19 protein-coding genes and 6 tRNA genes are annotated in these 18,153 nt (G+C 72.6%); 9 read left to right on the forward strand and 16 right to left on the reverse strand.

All coding sequences use genetic code 11. The annotated features are described in order from the left end of the window. Nucleotides 1-31: 31 nt before the first annotated feature. The 4 genes from ACZ5C2_RS32840 to ACZ5C2_RS32855 all read right to left on the reverse strand — a co-directional run bounded on the left by ACZ5C2_RS32840 (nt 32) and on the right by ACZ5C2_RS32855 (nt 1,918). Nucleotides 32-685, reverse strand: coding sequence for an ABC transporter substrate-binding protein (locus tag ACZ5C2_RS32840; protein ID WP_468799633.1), 654 nt, complete (start codon nt 683-685; stop codon nt 32-34). Next, entirely contained in the window at nt 577-951 is a 375-nt protein-coding gene (locus tag ACZ5C2_RS32845; protein WP_468799515.1) for a hypothetical protein, read from the reverse strand. The genes ACZ5C2_RS32840 and ACZ5C2_RS32845 overlap by 109 nt, the downstream gene beginning before the upstream one ends. Before the next feature lie 358 nt (nt 952-1,309). Beyond that, a tRNA-Val gene (locus ACZ5C2_RS32850) sits at nt 1,310-1,381 on the reverse strand. 78 nt (nt 1,382-1,459) lie between these two features. Next, entirely contained in the window at nt 1,460-1,918 is a 459-nt protein-coding gene (locus tag ACZ5C2_RS32855) for a TIGR02611 family protein (protein ID WP_468799517.1), read from the reverse strand. A 191-nt stretch (nt 1,919-2,109) separates the two neighbouring features. On the opposite strand from ACZ5C2_RS32855, the gene ACZ5C2_RS32860 reads away from it, so the two are divergent. Both ACZ5C2_RS32860 and ACZ5C2_RS32865 read left to right on the forward strand, forming a co-directional pair. Continuing rightward, nucleotides 2,110-2,523, forward strand: coding sequence for an SsgA family sporulation/cell division regulator (locus tag ACZ5C2_RS32860; protein WP_004002642.1), 414 nt, complete (start codon nt 2,110-2,112; stop codon nt 2,521-2,523). 328 nt (nt 2,524-2,851) lie between these two features. Further along, nucleotides 2,852-3,412 (forward strand): CGNR zinc finger domain-containing protein, encoded by a 561-nt coding sequence (locus ACZ5C2_RS32865; RefSeq protein WP_468799519.1) that lies wholly within the window; start codon nt 2,852-2,854, stop codon nt 3,410-3,412. Nucleotides 3,413-3,579: 167 nt separating this feature from the next. Here the strand turns inward: ACZ5C2_RS32865 and ACZ5C2_RS32870 are convergent, their stop codons facing one another. Further along, nucleotides 3,580-3,732 (reverse strand): hypothetical protein, encoded by a 153-nt coding sequence (locus ACZ5C2_RS32870; protein WP_468799521.1) that lies wholly within the window; start codon nt 3,730-3,732, stop codon nt 3,580-3,582. A 152-nt stretch (nt 3,733-3,884) separates the two neighbouring features. Next, a complete protein-coding gene (locus ACZ5C2_RS32875) occupies nt 3,885-4,331 on the reverse strand; it encodes a hypothetical protein (RefSeq protein WP_468799523.1) in 447 nt (148 codons plus the stop codon). 185 nt (nt 4,332-4,516) lie between these two features. Between ACZ5C2_RS32875 and ACZ5C2_RS32880 the strand changes: the two genes are divergently transcribed. Next, nucleotides 4,517-5,044, forward strand: coding sequence for a DsbA family protein (locus tag ACZ5C2_RS32880; RefSeq protein WP_468799525.1), 528 nt, complete (start codon nt 4,517-4,519; stop codon nt 5,042-5,044). 28 nt (nt 5,045-5,072) lie between these two features. Here ACZ5C2_RS32880 and ACZ5C2_RS32885 read toward each other — a convergent pair whose 3' ends face one another. From ACZ5C2_RS32885 to ACZ5C2_RS32895, 3 genes are read right to left on the reverse strand one after another with little or no spacing between them, the layout of a single operon-like run. Continuing rightward, nucleotides 5,073-5,897: a GNAT family N-acetyltransferase gene (locus ACZ5C2_RS32885; protein WP_468799527.1), complete on the reverse strand. Its 825-nt coding sequence runs from the start codon at nt 5,895-5,897 to the stop codon at nt 5,073-5,075. 52 nt (nt 5,898-5,949) lie between these two features. Continuing rightward, nucleotides 5,950-6,771, reverse strand: a complete 822-nt coding sequence (locus tag ACZ5C2_RS32890; protein WP_468799529.1) for an aminotransferase class IV — start codon at nt 6,769-6,771, stop codon at nt 5,950-5,952. A gap of 2 nt (nt 6,772-6,773) precedes the next feature. After that, nucleotides 6,774-7,820, reverse strand: a complete 1,047-nt coding sequence (locus ACZ5C2_RS32895) for a chorismate-binding protein (RefSeq protein ID WP_468799531.1) — start codon at nt 7,818-7,820, stop codon at nt 6,774-6,776. Nucleotides 7,821-7,998: 178 nt separating this feature from the next. Between ACZ5C2_RS32895 and ACZ5C2_RS32900 the strand changes: the two genes are divergently transcribed. From ACZ5C2_RS32900 to ACZ5C2_RS32920, 5 genes are all read left to right on the forward strand, one after another. Then, nucleotides 7,999-8,071 (forward strand) — tRNA-Gly (locus ACZ5C2_RS32900). Between the two features lie 35 nt (nt 8,072-8,106). Continuing rightward, nucleotides 8,107-8,180 (forward strand) — tRNA-Cys (locus ACZ5C2_RS32905). Nucleotide 8,181: 1 nt separating this feature from the next. Continuing rightward, nucleotides 8,182-8,253 (forward strand) — tRNA-Val (locus ACZ5C2_RS32910). Between the two features lie 19 nt (nt 8,254-8,272). Further along, nucleotides 8,273-8,344: transfer RNA gene (locus ACZ5C2_RS32915), tRNA-Val, on the forward strand. Nucleotides 8,345-8,388: 44 nt separating this feature from the next. Continuing rightward, a tRNA-Val gene (locus tag ACZ5C2_RS32920) sits at nt 8,389-8,460 on the forward strand. Nucleotides 8,461-8,508: 48 nt separating this feature from the next. Here the strand turns inward: ACZ5C2_RS32920 and ACZ5C2_RS32925 are convergent. From ACZ5C2_RS32925 to ACZ5C2_RS32940, 4 genes are all read right to left on the reverse strand, one after another. Then, nucleotides 8,509-8,805 carry a TFIIB-type zinc ribbon-containing protein gene (locus tag ACZ5C2_RS32925; RefSeq protein WP_468799533.1) on the reverse strand — a complete coding sequence of 99 codons (297 nt, stop codon included), beginning with the start codon at nt 8,803-8,805 and terminating at the stop codon, nt 8,509-8,511. A 100-nt stretch (nt 8,806-8,905) separates the two neighbouring features. Further along, on the reverse strand, nt 8,906-9,865 hold the full coding sequence (locus ACZ5C2_RS32930) for a phosphotransferase family protein (protein ID WP_468799535.1): 960 nt from the start codon (nt 9,863-9,865) through the stop codon (nt 8,906-8,908). 170 nt (nt 9,866-10,035) lie between these two features. Further along, the gene (locus ACZ5C2_RS32935; protein ID WP_468799537.1) at nt 10,036-10,215 is read right to left on the reverse strand and encodes a hypothetical protein; all 180 of its coding nucleotides are present in this window, start codon (nt 10,213-10,215) and stop codon (nt 10,036-10,038) included. Nucleotides 10,216-10,412: 197 nt separating this feature from the next. Beyond that, complete coding sequence (locus ACZ5C2_RS32940) at nt 10,413-10,688, reverse strand: hypothetical protein (protein ID WP_468799539.1); 276 nt, start codon at nt 10,686-10,688, stop codon at nt 10,413-10,415. A 195-nt stretch (nt 10,689-10,883) separates the two neighbouring features. On the opposite strand from ACZ5C2_RS32940, the gene ACZ5C2_RS32945 reads away from it, so the two are divergent. Then, entirely contained in the window at nt 10,884-12,161 is a 1,278-nt protein-coding gene (locus ACZ5C2_RS32945; RefSeq protein WP_468799541.1) for a serine/threonine-protein kinase, read from the forward strand. Between the two features lie 31 nt (nt 12,162-12,192). Here ACZ5C2_RS32945 and ACZ5C2_RS32950 read toward each other — a convergent pair whose 3' ends face one another. The 3 genes from ACZ5C2_RS32950 to cobT all read right to left on the reverse strand — a co-directional run bounded on the left by ACZ5C2_RS32950 (nt 12,193) and on the right by cobT (nt 18,146). Beyond that, a complete protein-coding gene (locus ACZ5C2_RS32950) occupies nt 12,193-13,011 on the reverse strand; it encodes a TrmH family RNA methyltransferase (RefSeq protein WP_468799543.1) in 819 nt (272 codons plus the stop codon). A gap of 1 nt (nt 13,012) precedes the next feature. Beyond that, the gene (cobA, locus tag ACZ5C2_RS32955) at nt 13,013-14,245 is read right to left on the reverse strand and encodes a uroporphyrinogen-III C-methyltransferase (protein ID WP_468799545.1); all 1,233 of its coding nucleotides are present in this window, start codon (nt 14,243-14,245) and stop codon (nt 13,013-13,015) included. Nucleotides 14,246-14,474: 229 nt separating this feature from the next. After that, on the reverse strand, nt 14,475-18,146 hold the full coding sequence (gene cobT, locus ACZ5C2_RS32960; protein ID WP_468799547.1) for a nicotinate-nucleotide--dimethylbenzimidazole phosphoribosyltransferase: 3,672 nt from the start codon (nt 18,144-18,146) through the stop codon (nt 14,475-14,477). Nucleotides 18,147-18,153 lie beyond the last annotated feature (7 nt).

The raw sequence follows: 18,153 nt of genomic DNA on the forward strand, positions 1-18,153 counted from the left end.
CCCGGATGTGCGGTTACGGCATCCGGTCCCCCTAGAGCGCCAGGTTCTCGATGGCGGCGAGGCCGTAGAGCGCGGTGTCGTTGGTGGAGATCCAGGTGGCCTCGACTCCCGCGACCAGGGCGGTCGGGCCACTCACCTTCTCGGTCTTCCAGGGTGCCGACTCCTTGTAGCCGTCGGAGTCGTAGAACTTCTCCCAGGCCCTCTTCGCCAGTTTCCCGTCGCCGGTCCGTACCGCGGCGTAGGCGTCGAGGCGGGAGTGGCCCTGGAAGAGGATCAGGTTGCCGAAGTGGGAGCCGTACCGCTCCGCCTGTTCCGCCTTGCTCGCGTTGAAGTAGCCGGTGTCACCGGCGATCTTCAGCTTGTCCTGGTTCGTCCGCAGCGCGTCGAAGTACTCGTCCCAGGTCCAGCCGAACGTCGCCTCCACGCCGGCCTTCTCGAAGGCCTTGAGGTCGATGACGAGCGCCATGGTGTTGGCGCCGACGGGGACGGCGATCTGCTTGCCGTCGACCTGACCGTTCGCCAGGACGCCGTTGCGGAAGTTGTCCAGGCTCAGATTCCCGGCGTCCGCCTGCTTCTTCAGATCCAGCAGAACACCGCGCTTGTCGTACTTACGCAGAAAACCGACCGCGTTCTGGAAAACGTCCGGCGGATTCCGGCCGGAGGCCTGGGCCTGGAACTCTCCCAGAACGCCTCGTAGTCGGTGAATTCCGGCTTGACCCTGATCTTCGGATGCTTCTTCTCGAAGAGCGCGATCGTCTTCTTGATGGCGATGGTGCGCGGCTCACCACCCCACCACGCGTAACGGATTGTCACCGTCCCATCGCCCGAGCCGCTGCCGCCACCGCAGGCGGTGACCGTCGCACCGAGTCCCCCGACGGCCGGCGAGGCCCCCGCCGCTTTGAGGATCGTCCGCCTCCCGGTCCGCCTCTCCGCATCCCTGCCCTGCTGCATGTGAGCCTCCCCGCGACGTTCGCGTCCGCCTCATGAATCGTTTCAAGTAAGCGCTTGCTGGCATAAGGTACGGAGGGCCTACGGGCACGTCAATGATGCGGACAGGAATTCATGGCCGCCACGGGTCCACGATGACGGTGGCGGCCTCGGCCGTGGACTCGCACAGGGAGCGAAACCCCGAGGTGGGCGCACCATGACCGACGGGCCGAACGCCGCAGAGCGGGCCGGAGCGGGCGCATGGGAAGGTCACGTCCGGATGAAGGCGACCGGAAGCGGAACGGCCGGGACGGCTCTCCCGGCCACTCATGACAAGGCGGCCCGGCTCACGCTTCGTGAGCCGGGCCGCCTGATGATCCGGTGGGCGATACTGGGTTCGAACCAGTGACCTCTTCGGTGTGAACGAAGCGCTCTCCCACTGAGCTAATCGCCCGGACGCATGAAGAACATTACCCCATGTCAGGGGGTGCCTGTGACCAGCGGGGGCCGGGCGGGCCGGCCCCGGCGCGGATCACTGGTCCTTGATCTTCCAGGGCAGCTCGAGGCCGAACTGCCACAGATAGACGCCGGCCAGCGCGGCCACGATCACCAGTCCGACCGAGGTCAGGATGATGTTCCGGCGCCGCACCTTGGGGTCCAGGGCCCGCTGAGCCGCCTCGGTGACCTTGCGCTTGGTCCAGCGCAGCACCAGCTGGGCCCAGACGAACTCGGTGGCCCAGATCGCCATACCGCCGAAGATCACGACCCAGCCCGGTCCCGGCAGTACCAGCATCGCGGCACCGGCCGCCACGACCGCGAGGCCGACGACGAAGACGCCGACCTGCCAGCTGAGGTGCAGCGCACGCCGCGCTTTGACGAACTCCGGTGCCCTCGACCCGAGCGCCCGCTCGTCCCGGCCCTCGCCCTCGTCCACCGTCACCCCGTGAGCCGCCACCGTGGCCTCGCCAGTCTTGCTACTCCCCGTGTTCATACGGCCAGACACTACCGGAGCCAAACACATCACCGGAATGGAAGCACGTGGCGAACGATCTCTCCGCCGGAAGGGTTACGTAAACCCACGCAAAACACTCAGAGGGGTTTACAACGGCACCGTAGGTGGCATGTCGATTTCGCCGACGTGCGAATCCCCGAGCGCACACTGAGCGAAAGGCCCTGGCGCTTATGAACACCACGGTCAGCTGCGAGCTGCACCTGCGCCTCGTTGTGTCGAGCGAGTCCTCCCTGCCTGTCCCCGCAGGCCTGCGGTACGACACGGCCGACCCCTACGCCGTGCACGCCACCTTCCACACCGGAGCCGAGGAGACCGTCGAGTGGGTGTTCGCCCGCGACCTCCTCGCCGAGGGACTTCACCGCCCCACGGGCACCGGCGACGTCCGCGTCTGGCCGTCGCGCAGTCACGGTCAGGGCGTCGTGTGCATCGCCCTGAGCTCACCGGAGGGGGAAGCCCTGCTCGAGGCCCCCGCACGGGCCCTGGAGTCCTTCCTGAAGCGCACAGACGCCGCCGTGCCGCCCGGCACGGAACACCGGCACTTCGACCTCGATCAGGAGCTCTCGCACATCCTGGCGGAAAGCTAGGCGAGGCTCACCACGCAGCCCGGCGCCGTCGACTCGGGGTGACGGCTCGGGCCCGGACAGCCGCATGCGGGCAGCCGCGTACGGCTCACACACAACGGCGCCGACGCCGCGGGTTTCCGCGGACGGCGCCGCTGTGCTGTACGCCGCGTGATGTGCACGTGCGGTGAGGCTGGGCGAGGGACGGGTGCGGGCCCGAACGACCGGGAGGGGTGTTCCGGCGTCGGTGTCGGAACCATGTGCGGAGCGGAGAGGTACGGTGCACGCCGGAGCCACTACCATCGGCCAGCATCGGCGGGCGCCCGCCCGACCCCAGGCCAGGGAGCGAAACGTGCTGATCACCCACGACACCCGGTGCGCACTCGACACCGTGGTGGATCTGGTGAACACCGCGCCGGAGGACCACACGACGCCGGACGGACTGCCGGGCGTCGCGGCCCTCGAGGTTTTCGTCCGGGAGCACCAGGTCAGTGAGGTCGGGATGCTCACCGAGGCCGACCTGGCCGCGGTGCGCAGGATCCGCGGCCGGTTCGCGGCGGTCTTTGCCGCGCCCGACGCCCGCGCTGCGGCCGGGCTGATCAACGACCTGATCGCCGCCGCGGGCACCACCCCCCGGCTCACCGACCACGACGGCTACGACTGGCACGTGCACTACTTCGCGCCCGGCGCCTCCGTGGCGGATCATCTCGCCGCCGACTGCGGAATGGCGCTGGCGTTCTTCGTGGTGGCCGGGGAGCAGGAGCGGCTGCGGCGCTGTGAGGCCCCGGACTGCCGGCACGCCTTCGTCGACCTCTCCCGCAACCGCTCACGCCGCTATTGCGACAGCCGCACCTGCGGCAACCGCCTGCACGTCGCCGCCTACCGGGCGCGACGCAAGGAGGCGGCGGGCTGATCCGCCGTCCCCGTCGGCGCCCCGCGCGCGGGGCGGGCTCGGGGACCCCGCGCGGGCGGAACCGGTCCGGCGCCGGACCAGGAACGGCCGAGGTGTCGTGCGGCGAGGACTGTCGATGCCGTGCCGACGCGGTCCCGACGGGTGACGTCGGGTACCGCGGGTACGGCTCACAGCCACAGCAGGTCGTGCAGGGCAGCCGTGAGCAGCAGACACCCGATCACCGCAAGGAAGATCATCAGCGGTGGCTGGGATAGGGCGAAGAGGCATCCACGCGGCTCGTCCTGCTGCTGCGTGGCATCGCTCTGTGTTGTGTCCAGCATCTCGCCGCGATGATGACGCATCGGAAGCACACAACGCGATCAACACTCACGGAAGGCGTGTGAGTTCGCCGAATCCGCGATCTACGGTTCGGGTTGTGATCACATCCGGGCGCTCCGGGACGTCCTGTGACGTTTCCGTACGGCTCCCGACGTCAGATGCCGTGCTTCTTGAGGATGGCCTCGATGTCGCTGAAGTCGTCGTCGCCCCGGGAGGCAGGCGCCTGCTTCGCCTGCTTGGCCGCGGGGCGGGTCCCCTGGCCCAGGGCGGGTGCCGAAGCACCCGGCGCCACCGCGCCGGAGCCTTCCGCCGCCCGGGCGGCCTTGCGCTCCTTGCGGGTGCCGCGACGGCGGCGCTCCACGGTGCGTGTGGTCGCGAACAGCACCCAGGACAGGCCCAGCAGCCCGAAGCCCGCCCAGGCCGTCGGGCTGAACGCCGTGTCGGCCAGCCAGTCGACGACGCCGGTCATCACCAGGGCGACGGGCACCAGTGCATAGGCCACGATGCGGGCCGCGGCGAGAAAGCGTTTGCGGTAGGCCGTGACCACCGCGATGCCCAGGCCCGCCGCGGAGACGGCGGAGCAGACGGTCTCGGCAATCATCCGTTCCTCCAGGCAGCGTGCGGTCGCAGCGGTCTTTCCTTCTCCTCCCATCCTGCACCTGCCGGGCCCCGCGGGGCCATGTTCCGGCCGGACATCAGGGACATCTCCGGGTCGGGTCCTCCCCAGGTCCACGTGCGGGCGGGCTGGCTCGGGTGGTCCGGAGCCGGACTGGAAGACTGTGTCCCATGAGCGACTCCTCCCCCGTCCGTCCCGCCGCCATCCCCGTCCTCGACGTCTGGTGCGAGTTGCAGTGCCCCGACTGCCGAAGCGCCCTCGACGATCTCCGTGCCCTGCGGGCCCGCTACGGCGACCGCCTGGAGCTGCGGCTGCGGCACTTCCCGCTGGAGAAGCACAAGCACGCCTTCGCCGCCGCCCAGGCCGTCGAGGAGGCGCTGGAGCAGGGACGGGGCTGGGCGTACGTCGAGGCCGTGCTGGGGAGGGTCGAGGAGCTGGACCGCCGGGGAGATGCTTTCCTCGTCGAGATCGCCCGGGAACTCGGTCTGGACGCCGAGGAGTTCGACACCGCGCTCATCGACGGACGGCACATCCTGATCGTGGACGCGGACCAGGCCGAGGGCAAGGCGATCGGGGTGACCGGCACCCCGACGTATGTGATCGGCGGTGAGCGCCTCGACGGCGGAAAGAGCCAGGAGGGCCTGCTCGAGCGCATCGAGGAGATCGCGGACGGGCTGCTGGCCGGGCAGCGGGGCTGACACCGGAGCAGCCCCGCCGAAGCCGGGGCTACACGAGCGCCTTGTACATGAAGTACCGCGTCGTGCCGTAGCCGAGTGTGTCGTAAAGCCGCTCGGCCGGTGTGTTGCCGGCGAAGACGTTGAGGCCGACGGCCCGCTTGCCCGCGGCGACCGCCTGGGCCTCTGCGAGCAGCATGAGGGCGCGTCCGTGCCCCCGGCCGCGGTGGGTGGCGTCGGCCTCGACGTCGAAGACGAAGGCCTGTTCCCCGGTCACCGCCAACCACAGGGTGCCCACCGGGGTGCCCCGGTGTTCGAGGACGCTGAAGAGCATGCCCTCGGTGGCCCGGCCGTCGGGCAGGAGCGAGGCGTTGTCGTTGACCGCCTTGGCCCGTGCCTCGGCCTCCGGCACCCCGCGCTCGATCCAGCTCCGCGCGTACTCCGCCTGGCTCCTGGCCGTCCAGGGCCCGAACTCCGCCTCGGTCATGGGCCGGGCCACGCTGCCCTCCGGCAGGTCCGGCGGGGTGTCGCCGAGCGGCTTCTCCATGTTCCGGTTGCGTACGGCGTAGCCGAGCGCCGTGGCGAGCCCGAACGCGGAGCCGGGCCCGGCGGGGACCGCTGCCTCGATACGGCGGCAGCCCCAGCCGCGCACCACCTCCTCCGCCGCGAGGGCGGCCACCGTGCCCCGGCCGCGCCGGCGGTCCGCTTCCTCGATGCTCAGGCTCATGATCCGGGCCACGGCATCACCGAAGACGGGGTGCGTGCCGAGGTGGACGGCCCCGACCGGACGGCTGTTCACGCACACCTGGTAGCGGCGCGAACGCGTACCGTCCGGATGCTGCTGAAGCGGCTCGACCGGCCGCAGGGTGGTGGTCATCACAGGGGTTCTACCCGCTGCAGCGCCGAGGATCAGCCGAATTTCCGGACCGTCACGGATCGAGGTCGGCCGCGGAGCGCTCGTCGAAGATCCGCATGGCCTTGGCGGTCACCGGACCGGGCGCGCCGGGCAGTTCACGGTCGTCGGCACGGTGCACGGCCTGCACGTCGCGCAGGGTGGAGGTGAGGAAGATCTCCTCGGCCCGCCGCAGCGCGTCCAGCGGCAGGTCGGTCTCCCTGGCGCCGGTCCACTCGACGGCGAGGGCACGGGTGATGCCCGCGAGGCAGCCGGAGGCGAGCGGCGGGGTGTGGAGCTCGCCGTCGAGCACGACGAAGACGTTCGAGCCGGTGCCCTCGCAGAGCCGGCCGACGGTGTTGCCGAACACCGCCTCGGAGGCACCGTGTTCCCGGGCGCGGGCGAGGGCGACGACGTTCTCGGCGTACGAGGTGGTCTTCAGCCCGGTGAGCGCGCCGCGCTCGTTGCGGGTCCAGGGGACGGTGATGACGGCGGTGGAGTCGGGGCGGCGGATGGTCTCGCCGAGGGCGACGACGAGGGTCGTGCCGTGCTCGCCGCGGTCGGAGCCGAGCGGGCCGCGTCCGCCGGTGTAGGTGAGGCGCAGCCGGCCGAGCGGCATGGGGTTGGCCTCGAGCACGGCGGCGCAGGCGCGGCGGACCTCGTCGAGGTCGGGGTCGGGCAGCCCGAGGCCCCGGGCCGAGCGGGTCAGCCGGTCGAGATGCCGGGTGAGCGCGAACGGACGGCCGTCCACGGCCTTCACGGTCTCGAAGATGCCGTCGCCCACGGTCAGCCCGTGGTCCAAGACGGAGACGCGGGCGGACTCGATGTCCTGCAGCCCGCCGTCGAGCCAGATCTTCACCTCTAGGTCCCTTCACTCACCTCGTACGTTCCCGACGCTACCGCGAGCAGCCGGGAGGCCTTCAGTTCGGTCTCCCGCCACTCCCCCTCGGGGTCGGAGCCCCAGGTGATCCCGGCGCCGGTGCCGAAGCGCAGCACGGCGCCGCCGTCCGCGCCTCGGTCGATCCAGAAGGTGCGGATGCCCACCGCCAGCACACCGGTGCCTCGGTCGGCGTCGACCCAGCCGATGCCGCCGCAGTACGGGCCGCGGGGCGCCGTCTCCAGGGCGTCGATGATCCGCAGGGCGCTCGACTTGGGCGCCCCGGTGACGGAGCCGGGCGGGAAGGCGGCCGCGAGGAGGTCCGCCCAGCCGGCACCGGTCCGCAGCTCCCCGCGCACCGTCGACACGAGGTGGACCAGACCGGGGTGCTTCTCGACGGCACACAGGTCGGGCACCGTCACCGAGCCGGTGGCGCATACCCGTCCCATGTCGTTGCGGACCAGGTCGACGATCATGACGTTCTCGGCATGGTCCTTCTCGAGCAGGTCGGCCTCGGTCCGCCCGGTCCCCTTGATCGGCCCGGACTCGACGACCCGGCCCTCCCGGCGCAGGAACAGCTCGGGCGACGCGGTGGCGATCTCCACCCCGTGCCCCGGCAGCCGAATCGTTCCGGCATAGGGCGCGGGGTTGCCCCTGGCCAGCAGGGCGGTGAGGGCGTCCACGTCGGCGTCGGCCGGCACGGGCGCGGACAGGACGCGGCAGAGGTTCGCCTGGTAGACCTCGCCGGCGGCTATGTGCTCGCGAATGCGCCGGACGGCAGCCGTGTACGTACGGTGGTCGAGTGAGGACGACCAGTCACCGGTCGAGGGTCCCCGCCAGCGTCCGGGCACCGGCGCCGGAACCGCCCGCTCCCTGACGTCCCGGAAGCGGGCGCAGGTCACACGGCCCCCGAAGTCGGCGGCGACGGCCCAGAAACCGGTGGAGTCCAGCGCGGCCGGGTCGTCGGTGACGTCGAGGAGCCCGGTGGCGAGACGGTCGCCGAAGCGGGCGAGAGGTGGGAGGTCGAGCACGTGTCGAGTCTATGGCGGACGCGCTCCCGGGCGACCTGGGCGCACCTGTCGCGGCCCGCCGGGCCCCTCCGTGAGCGGGTGCAGCGCAGCACGCTGCGCAAACGGGTTTTTGTACTGGCCCCGGAATCCGCTAGAGTTCAGTTCGTCGCCGGGAAGCGTGAGCGGACCGAACCGACAGGCGGACGTAGCTCAGTTGGTAGAGCGCAACCTTGCCAAGGTTGAGGTCGCGAGTTCGAACCTCGTCGTCCGCTCGAAGGAAGAGGGGCATCCCGGCCCCCGCACTCCTGGTGGAGTGGCCGAGAGGCGAGGCAACGGCCTGCAAAGCCGTCTACACGGGTTCAAATCCCGTCTCCACCTCCAAGGACGATTAGCTCAGCGGGAGAGCGCTTCCCTGACACGGAAGAGGTCACTGGTTCAATCCCAGTATCGTCCACTGGATCCCTGGATCCCCAGCGCGATTAGCTCAGCGGGAGAGCGCTTCCCTGACACGGAAGAGGTCACTGGTTCAATCCCAGTATCGCGCACGCAGTGCCCGTGATCCGCTCCTCGGAGCGGTCCCGGTTCCCGAGGACGATTAGCTCAGCGGGAGAGCGCTTCCCTGACACGGAAGAGGTCACTGGTTCAATCCCAGTATCGTCCACACCTCGCGAAGCCCCCGGCCCTGCGGCCGGGGGCTTCGGCGTGTGCGTCAGCTGGAGAAGAGCATGTGCCCGAAGCTCTTGTGGCGGCGGTTACCGTAGTGACCGCCGTGCGGGGCGCCCCACGCGGGAGCCTGGGGGGCCGCCGGGTACGCCTGCGGAGCGGCGGGCGGGGCGACGGGCGGTGCCGCGGGCGGTGCGGGCTGAGACCACTGGGACTCGAGCCGGGTCAGCGACTCCAGCTCGCCGTAGTCGAGGAATATGCCTCGGCACCCGCTGCACTGCTCGATCTGAACACCGTTGCGGTTGTAGGTGTGCATGGGGGCACGGCACTTCGGACACTGCATGATCGGTCAACTCCTCGCCGGTCGTTCCCGCTTCGCGTATCGCCAGGACAGACTGCGTCCGGCCGCGGGTCGGTTGCACCCTACTTCGCGGAATCCCGGCTCACCCCCGTGGGGAGGCGGGGCGTACGGCGCCCATACGCGCGCAGGCGTCGACCAGTGACTGCTCCGCCTCGTCCAGCGGCCGGTCCGCCGCGACCGCCTTGGTGACGGCCCGGGCGGCGCTCTGGACCGTGAGGGCACGGGCCGGGACGTCCAGCGCGGGCCAGGGGTCGCCGTCGGACGGCACGGCCGGGCCGCCCGCCGCACGGTAGGCGGTCAGGAAGCGGTGCCACTCGTCGGGCCCGAGCAGTCCGCAGGCGTACCAGGCCGCAGGGCGGGCCAGGTCCCATGCCGGCACGCCGGTGCCGAGGTCGTCGACGTCGATCAGCAGCCAGGGGGCTGCGCTCGCCGGGTGGCGTATGAGCTGGCCGAGGTGGAAGTCGCCGTGACAGAGGGTCGCCGTGTCCGGCATGGATGCCTCTCCGCGGGCCCAGTCGGGGAGTGCGGACCAGGCGTCCAGTACGGGCGCGGTGGCGGGGTGGTGGAGGGCGGTGGCAGTGACCGGGGTGGTGGCCCGGAGACGGGCGATGGCGCGGGCGGCCTTCGAGGGGCCGCGCATGGGGGGTACGGGGACGGGGGGCGGGGTGCGGTGGAGGCGGGCGAGGAGGGTGGCCGCGGCCTCCCAGGGGGCGGCGTCGGGGTCGTCCGGGTCCACGGGGATCCCGTACGGCCAGTGGGTGACGAGCCGTCCGCACAGTGCGACGGGGGCCGGGGAGAGCGGGGGGAGGAGGACGCCGGGGAGTGCGGCGGCGGTGGTGACACGGAGGGCGAGGTGGGCGAGGTCGGTGCCGGGGGCGTGGGCCTTGGCGACGGTGGTGTCGTGGCGGACGACGGTGGTGTCGTGTTCGCCGGTGACGAGGGGTTCTGCGGGGCAGGCGCAGGGGCCGGTACCGGTACCGGGGCGGGCGTGGGCTGTCGCCGTGACATGGGCTGTCAGGGCGGGGAGGAGATCCGTGGTCACGGGGCTGAGGGTACGGGGCGCGGGCCCCGTCGACAGGTGTGCGCGCAGGGCAATGCCGGCGCAGCTCCCCAGCTGCGCCGGCATTCTGCCGTCCGCCGCACCCCCGTCCCCACGGGGTTTCATGGGTGGATGTCCCCGCCCGGACCGCTCTTCCGGGCCTGGGGCGCCGCTCAGCGCCCCAGCATCTCTCCCACGGACGACGCCTGTATGGCCACTGTCTCCCACCCGTCGAAGACGAGGAGGAGCAGGACCGCCAGAGGAAGGGCCATCAGCGTTGCCACCAGCGGGTGCCGGCGGCCCTCGCCGCGATCCCGCGTGCGAACCACTGTCCGCGGTGCCGTGTACGCCATGGTCCCTCTCCTGGCCGTTTCTGTTGTCTTTTGCAGCGGCGGGCGTCTGACCTCGGGGGACGAGTGCTCCACCCGCCGCTTGACCTCAAATCTAGGGGTCCGGCGCCCGAGGGACGTCATGCCCTCGTACCGATTGCCGGGCCTCCCGGAGGATGAGCCATGCCCTGCGCTGTACTCCCCTGGGTGGAGACGGGGCCCTACGTCTCAGGGACAACCCCGAAGGGACGCCCGCTCTGCCCCGTCTTCTCCGACCCGTCCTCACGCGGTACCGGCTGCTCCACCAACGCGAGCACCCGGTTCGCCATGAACCGGGCCGTCCGCACGACGGCACCGGTGCGGGTGACTTCGCTCACTTCGACCACCCCCCGGCGCACCGCGGTCTCCACCCTGCGCCCCGCCCTGCTCGCCACCACCTCGTACGTACGCGTCATGTCCCCCGCATCCACGACGATCTCCACACGGTCACCCTTCACGCGATCAATCCCCCTTCGGTGTCGGGTGGTTGGGATCTTCGCTCGCGCGAACCCGGCCTGTCCGCACGCTCCCTGACCACCTTTCAAGTCTCCCACCCACCACTGACAATCCGTCGGTTCGAGAGGGCGCGGCCTCTGCGCACGGGCCGCTGGGGAAACGTAAGCTGTGGCACGTCACAGGACCGGGCAGCGGGGATGAACATGGCGATGATGCGCCTGAGGCGCGAGGACCCGCGCGTCGTCGGCTCTTTCAGGCTCCACCGGCGGCTCGGCGCGGGCGGGATGGGCGTGGTCTACCTGGGCTCCGACAAGAAGGGGCAGCGGGTCGCGCTGAAGGTGATCCGCCCCGATCTGGCGGAGGACCAGGAGTTCCGCTCACGGTTCGCACGCGAGGTCTCGGCGGCACGGCGCATCCGTGGCGGCTGCACGGCCCGGCTGGTGGCCGCCGACCTCGACGCGGAGCGGCCGTGGTTCGCCACGCAGTACGTGCCCGGCCCGTCACTGCACGACAAGGTCGCCGGCGAGGGGCCGCTCGTCGCGGCCGAGGTCGCAGCCGTCGGTGCGGCACTGTCCGAAGGGCTGGTCGCCGTGCACGAGGCCGGTGTGGTGCACCGGGACCTCAAGCCGTCCAACATCCTGCTGTCCCCGAAAGGGCCGCGGATCATCGACTTCGGCATCGCCTGGGCCACGGGCGCCTCGACGCTCACGCACGTCGGCACGGCGGTCGGCTCGCCCGGCTTCCTCGCCCCGGAGCAGGTGCGCGGGGCGGCCGTCACTCCGGCCACGGACGTCTTCTCCCTGGGCGCCACGCTCGCGTACGCGTCGATGGGCGACTCCCCCTTCGGGCACGGCAGTTCCGAGGTGATGCTGTACCGCGTGGTGCACGAGGAGGCCCAACTGCAGGGTGTACCGGACGCGCTGGCCCCGCTGGTGCGCGCGTGCCTGGCGAAGGACCCCGAGGAGCGGCCCAGCACGCTCCAACTGTCACTGCGGCTCAAGGAGATCGCCGCACGGGAGGCCCAGGGCCTCGCCGACGTCCGTCCGCCGGCGCCGCGTGCCCCCGAGCCCGACCGGCCCACCGGACACCTCGCGGACACCTACCCCGACCGCGCGCAGCGCCGGCAGGGCGGTCAGGGAACCCCGCCACCGCGCGGGCGCGGCGCCGCGCCCCGGGGCGGCGGGCCGTCCTCCGGTCGCAACAGGCGGAGCGTGCCCGCCTCACGGGGCGATTCCGCACGCGACAGTTCCTCGCGCGCGGGCACACCATCCCGGTCCGGTTCGCGGCCCGGACCGTCGTCCCGCACCACCCGGTCCGGCACCGGTGCCCGCCGCCCGGGTCCCCGGACGACCGGGACGGGTCTGCGTCCGGCCAATCCGCGGCTGCTCAGGCAGCGGCTGTTCGTGTTCGTCGTGGTGACGCTGGTGGTCGCGCTGGGCATCGCGCTGGTGCAGGGCTGCCAGGGACCGGGGTGAGGGCGCGACAGCGACGGGAGCGTCCGCGCCGCTACTCCCGCGGACGGCCCGTGGCCACCGCGTAGAAGGCGACCGCGGCCGCCGCTCCCACGTTGAGGGAGTCGACGCCGTGGGACATCGGGATACGGACCCACTCATCGGCGGCGGCCAGGGCGCGGGCGGACAGACCACTGCCTTCCGCCCCGAGCATCAGGGCCACCCGTTCCATCCGGTGCGGGGCCGCCTCGTCCAGCGGCACGGCCTTCTCACCGGGGGTGAGGGCGAGCAGCCGGAACCCGGCGTCGCGCACCGTCTCCAGTCCTTTGGGCCAGGTGTCCACCCGCGCGTACGGCACGGAGAAGACCGCGCCCATCGACACCTTCACGCTGCGCCGGTACAAGGGGTCGGCGCAGTCCGGGGAGAGCAGCACGGCGTCCATGCCCAGGGCGGCGGCCGAGCGGAAGATGGCGCCGATGTTGGTGTGGTCGTTGACCGACTCCATGACGACGACCCGGCGGGCGGTGCGGAGCACGTCGGCCGCCGTGGGCAGGGGCCGGCGCTGCATGGAGGCGAGCGCGCCGCGGTGCACGTGGTAGCCGGTGACCTCTTCGGCGAGCGCGGGGTCCACGAGGTACACCGGTGCGTCGGAGCGGTCGATGACGTCCCGCATGACGTCGGCCCACTTCGCGGAGAGCAGCATCGACCGCATCGCGTAACCGGCCTCCCCGGCGCGCCTGATGACCTTCTCGCCCTCGGCGATGAACAGGCCCTCGGCAGGTTCGCGCCGACGGCGCAGTTCGACGTCGGTCAGGCCGGTGTAGTCGTGCAGCCGCGGGTCGCCGGGGTCGTCGACGGTGATGAGTTCGGCCATGTCAGACCGCCCCGCGCGGGCCGACGCCGACGACCTCGCCGATGACGATGACGGCCGGCGGCTTGACCTGCTGCGCGACGACGGTCCCGGCGACGGTGGCGAGTGTGGCGTCGACACGGCGCTGGGCGGCCGTGGTGCCCTCCTGGACCAGGGCGACGGGCGTGTCCGGGGACCTGCCGTTCGCCACGAGGGTCTCGGCGATGCGGCCGATCTTGTCGACACCCATGAGGACGACGAGGGTGCCGGTCAGTTTGGCCAGGGACGGCCAGTCGACGAGGGAGCGTTCGTCGTCGGGGGCGACATGGCCGCTGACCACGGTGAACTCGTGCGCCACACCACGGTGGGTGACGGGGATGCCGGCCGCACCCGGGACGGAGATGGAACTGGAGATACCGGGGACGACGGTGCACGGGATGCCCGCCTCGGCGAGCGCCTGGAGCTCCTCCATTCCGCGGCCGAAGACGTAGGGGTCGCCGCCCTTGAGCCGGACCACCGACTTGCCCTGGCGGGCGTGCTCGATGAGCGCGTTGTTGATGGCCTCCTGGGCCATGAAGCGGCCGTAGGGGATCTTCGCCGCGTCGATCACCTCGACGTGCGGCGGAAGTTCGGCGAGCAGGTCGCGCGGGCCGAGCCGGTCGGCGATGACGACGTCCGCCTCGGCGAGCAGGCGGCGGCCGCGCACGGTGATCAGGTCCGGGTCGCCCGGGCCGCCGCCGACGAGGGCGACGCCCGGGGTGCGGGTGCGATGGTGCGGGGCCACCAGGGTGCCGTCGCGCAGGCCTTCGACCACGGCGTCGCGGATGGCGGCGGTGTGGCGGGGGTCGCGTCCGCGCGCCTTCGTCGTGAGCACGGCGACGGTGACGCCTTCGCTGGAGCCGGTGGCCGGGGTCCACGCCGTCGCCGCGTCGGCGTCGTCGGAGCGGACGCACCAGACGCGGTGGCGCTCCGCTTCGGCGGACGCCGCGGTGTTGGCGCCGGGGTCGCTGGTGGCGATGAGGGCGTACCAGGCGTCGGCGAGATCGCCGTCGGTGTAGGGGCGCCGGTGCCAGGTGATCTCGCCGGTGTCCGCCATGGCCTCCACCGAAGGGGTGGCTTCGGGGGAGACGAGGTGGATGTCGGCGCCCGCCGCGATGAGGGCGGGGAGGCGGCGCTGGGCGACCTGGCCGGCGCCGAGGACGACCACGCGGCGACCGGTGAGGCGGAGGCCTACGGGGTAGGCGGGGTGTTCGGCCATCAGGTGGGCTCCTCGGGCAAGCGGTGGGTCAGCGGGCGCGCTGCGGCTTCGGAGCGGCCTGGCGTGGGGATTTTAAGCGCGCGTCCGGTGAGGGCCGGGGTGGGCGGGGTGTTCTCCCCCGGCCCGCCCCTTCCCGAGACCGGGCGCTGCCCCCGGCCCCGGCACGTGCGGGTGGACGGCTGTGCCCACCCGTTCCGCCCTGCGGAACGACTGCCCACAGCCGTCCAGGTTACTTTTCGGTCACCCCGGCCGAATCGAACGTCGCCACCTCGTGCATCGCCCGTGCGGTGCTCTGGACCAGGGGCAGGGCGAGCAGTGCGCCCGTGCCTTCGCCCAGGCGCAGGTCGAGGTCGACCAGGGGACGCAGGCCCAGTTTGTTCAGGGCGGCCACATGGCCGGGCTCGGCACTGCGGTGGCCCGCGATGCAGGCGGCCAGGACCTCGGGGGCGATGGCCCGGGCCACCAGGGCGGCGGCACCGGCGCTGACGCCGTCCAGGATCACCGGCGTACGCAGTGACGCCCCGCCGAGGAGCAGGCCGACGATGGCCGCGTGCTCGAAACCTCCGACGGCGGCCAGGACCCCGAGGGGGTCGGCCGGGTCCGGCTGGTGGAGGTCGAGGGTGCGGCGCACGACGTCGGTCTTGCGGGCGAGGGTCTCGTCGTTGATCCCCGTGCCCCGGCCGGTGACCTCGGCCGGGTCGGCGCCGGTGAAGACCGCAATGAGGGCGGCGGACGCGGTGGTGTTCGCGATGCCCATCTCACCGGTGAGCAAGGCCTTGTTGCCGGCCGCCACCAGGTCGCGAGCGGTCTCGATGCCGACCTCGATGGCCTGCTTGGCCTCCTCGCGGGTCATCGCGGGCCCCGTGGTCATGTCGGACGTACCGGCGCGGATCTTGCGTGGCAGCAGACCGGGGGTGGCCGGGAGGTCGGAGGAGACACCCACGTCGACGACGCAGACCTCGGCGCCCACCTGGGTGGCGAAGGCGTTGCACACCGCTCCCCCGCCGAGGAAGTTGGCCACCATCTGGGCGGTGACCTCCTGCGGCCAGGGGGTGACGCCCTGGGCGTGCACCCCGTGGTCGCCGGCGAAGATCGCGACGGCCGCGGGCTCCGGGATGGGCGGCGGACACTGGCGGGACAGGCCGGACAGCTGGGCGGAGATGATCTCCAGCATGCCGAGTGCGCCCGCGGGCTTGGTCATGCGCTTCTGGCGTTCCCACGCCTCACCGAGCGCCTTGGCGTCCAGCGGGCGGATCTGCGCGACGGTCTCGGCGAGCAGGTCGTGGGGGTCCTCTCCGGGCAGGGCGCGACGGCCGTACGTCTCCTCGTGCACGACCCAGGACAGGGGCCGGCGCTTGGACCAGCCGGCCTGCATCAGCTCGGGCTCGTCCGGGAACTCGTCGACGTACCCGACGCACAGGTAGGCGACGACCTCGAGATGGTCGGGCAGTCCCAGAGCGCGGACCATCTCGCGCTCGTCGAAGAAGCTGACCCAGCCGACGCCGAGACCCTCGGCGCGGGCGGCGAGCCAGAGGTTCTCCACGGCGAGCGCGGAGGAGTACGGCGCCATCTGCGGCTGGGTGTGCCGGCCCAGGGTGTGCCGGCCACCGCGCGTGGGGTCGGCGGTGACGACGATGTTCACCGGGGTGTCGAGGATGGCCTCGATCTTCAGTTCCTTGAACTGCTTCGCCCGGCCCTTGGGAAGGGACTTGGCGTAGGCGTCGCGCTGGCGCATGGCCAGTTCGTGCATGCCGCGCCGGGTCTCGGCGGAGCGGATGACGACGAAGTCCCAGGGCTGCGAGTGGCCGACGGAGGGCGCGGTGTGGGCGGCCTCCAGGACGCGCAGCAGCACCTCGTGCGGGATGGGGTCGCCTCGGAAACCGTTGCGGATGTCCCGGCGCTCGCGCATCACCTTCAGCACGGCCTCGCGCTCGGCGTCGTCGTAGCCGGGGGCGGCCGAACCGGCGGGCGGCGCCGTTTCCGGCTCCACGCCGGCGCCCTGGGTGTCCAGGTCCTCCGGGTCCTGTGCGAGGTCGGGGCCGTGCGTGGACGGTACGGCGTCGGCGCCCGCCTCGTGAGGCTCCCGCGCGGGGACGGTCACGCCCTGCGGCGGGGTCGGTCCGAGCTGCGGGGCGGTGGGCACGGTGCCGTCCACGGGGACGAACCGGCCGAGGGTCCCCTCCGGCTCGGGGAGGGGGGTGGCAGGGGTCTGCTGGGGGCCCTGGACCGGAGGGGCCGGGGTCGGTGTGGTGTCGGCGTCGACCGTTCCGTCAGGAGCGTGCGGCGTCTGCGGACCGTCGGCGGTCGGGGTCCGAAGCGGCAGGGGTGCCTCGTCGGGGATCCGCACGAGGGCTTCGGCGCCCGCCGCGCCGGGGGTGGTTCCGGCAGGCTCCGGGGTGGCCTGAGCCGCGGTCGGCCCGACCGTCGGCTCCGGACCGGTCTGCGCATCCGGCACGACGGCACCCGGCGGTTCGGTGTCCGGCACGACGGCACCCCGCGGTTCGGTGTCCGGCACGACGGCACCCGACGGTTCGGTGTCCGGCACGACGCCGTGCTCCTCGGGGAGCACTGCGGCTTCGGCGCCGGGCACCTGGGCGGTCTGCGGCGCGGTGGCGTCCGCAGCCGGTACGTCCTCGAAGACCGGTACTGGCGGAATCTCGGCGTGCTCCGGCGTGACGGTCCCGGCGCCCGGTGCCTGAGCAGCCCCGGGAGCCTCAAGGCCCTGAGCACGCTCCGGCTCGGCGACCCCCACACCCGGCACGTGCACGGCGTGCGACTCCCCGAGCACCTGAGCCCCGGGCACCTCACCCCCCCGGGCACCCTCCGGCACGACACCCTCAACACCCGGCACCGCAGCAGCCTGCGACTCCTCAGCCACCTGAGCTGTCCCCGGGACGGCCTCGGTGCCCGGCGCCGCGTCCGGTGTCCGGGGCTCCGGGGCATCTGTCGCCACGGCCGCCACGGGTTCCGTCACGTGACCGGCCTCCTCGCCCGGTGCCGCGGCCTCCTCACCCGGTGCCTCGTCCCCCTCCTGCGCGTACTCCGGCGCGGTGGCCTCCGGGGACGGTGCGCTCATGGCCGCCCCGGCCACCGGTACGCCGGAATCCTGCGCGAGTTCGGGAGCGGCGGCCTCCGCAGGCGGCACACTCATGGGACCGGGCGCCTGGGCGGGCTGGGCCCCCGCCCCCGGTGCTCCGGACGCCACCAGTGCCTCGGCCGTCGGTGCGTGCTCCGGCGCGGACCCGCCGCCGACGGCGACGCCCGCCCCCTCCGTGTCCTGTGCCGCGGCCGCGACGGCCTCCGTGGCGACGCGGGTGACGGCCTCTTGGGCCACGCCCCTCGGCTCCGCCGGCGGGCCAACCGTTTCGGCTGCCGACACCCCCGCGCTCACCATGGCCTGCGTGCCCCAGGGCGCCGCGGCCTGCGGCGCGCCCGCTTCCCGCGCGCGCGGGATGTCGAGGTACTCGGGGCCGAGGGTCGGCGGGCCCGCCTGACGGGCCGGCAGGTCGGCGGGTCCGCGGTCGGCGAGGGACCGGACCGGGCTCGCGGAGACGTCGGGAATGGGCGGGCCGAGGTGCAGTGGACGGCGCGGCGCGGCCGGCGCCGTCTGCGACTGGGCCGGGTCGGGGAGCCGCACGCCGCCGAGGTCGACCGAGCCGCTGTCGCGGCCGGCCATCTCGTGCGGGCCCGGCGCGTGCACGGTCTCGACGACCGGCTCGGGGGCGGGCGGAGCGATCTCGTTGCCCCAGGCGCCCTGGGCGCCGGGCAGCAGCAGGTCTTCGTCCTCGGCGGGACCGTCGGAGAGGTAGGTGTACGCGTCGGGCGCGGGGACGCCCTGCTGCTCCACCATGCCTGCGTTCTCCGGCAGTCCCTCGCCCGGGACCTGGCCGGTGTCGGTCATGCGTACC

The organism is Streptomyces sp. NPDC031365 (assembly GCF_055569765.1).

Excerpts from the sequence above, each read along its gene's own strand:
- ACZ5C2_RS32855 (WP_468799517.1), bottom strand. The coding sequence starts at position 1,918 with ATGAACACGGGGAGTAGCAAGACTGGCGAGGCCACGGTGGCGGCTCAC.
- ACZ5C2_RS32875 (WP_468799523.1), bottom strand. The coding sequence starts at position 4,331 with ATGATTGCCGAGACCGTCTGCTCCGCCGTCTCCGCGGCGGGCCTGGGC.
- ACZ5C2_RS32885 (WP_468799527.1), bottom strand. The coding sequence starts at position 5,897 with ATGACCACCACCCTGCGGCCGGTCGAGCCGCTTCAGCAGCATCCGGAC.
- ACZ5C2_RS32870 (WP_468799521.1), bottom strand. The coding sequence starts at position 3,732 with ATGCTGGACACAACACAGAGCGATGCCACGCAGCAGCAGGACGAGCCG.
- ACZ5C2_RS32925 (WP_468799533.1), bottom strand. The coding sequence starts at position 8,805 with ATGCAGTGTCCGAAGTGCCGTGCCCCCATGCACACCTACAACCGCAAC.
- ACZ5C2_RS32845 (WP_468799515.1), bottom strand. The coding sequence starts at position 951 with ATGCAGCAGGGCAGGGATGCGGAGAGGCGGACCGGGAGGCGGACGATC.
- ACZ5C2_RS32950 (WP_468799543.1), bottom strand. The coding sequence starts at position 13,011 with ATGGCCGAACTCATCACCGTCGACGACCCCGGCGACCCGCGGCTGCAC.
- ACZ5C2_RS32860 (WP_004002642.1), top strand. The coding sequence starts at position 2,110 with ATGAACACCACGGTCAGCTGCGAGCTGCACCTGCGCCTCGTTGTGTCG.
- ACZ5C2_RS32880 (WP_468799525.1), top strand. The coding sequence starts at position 4,517 with ATGAGCGACTCCTCCCCCGTCCGTCCCGCCGCCATCCCCGTCCTCGAC.
- ACZ5C2_RS32945 (WP_468799541.1), top strand. The coding sequence starts at position 10,884 with ATGAACATGGCGATGATGCGCCTGAGGCGCGAGGACCCGCGCGTCGTC.
- ACZ5C2_RS32935 (WP_468799537.1), bottom strand. The coding sequence starts at position 10,215 with ATGGCGTACACGGCACCGCGGACAGTGGTTCGCACGCGGGATCGCGGC.
- cobA (WP_468799545.1), bottom strand. The coding sequence starts at position 14,245 with ATGGCCGAACACCCCGCCTACCCCGTAGGCCTCCGCCTCACCGGTCGC.
- cobT (WP_468799547.1), bottom strand. The coding sequence starts at position 18,146 with ATGACCGACACCGGCCAGGTCCCGGGCGAGGGACTGCCGGAGAACGCA.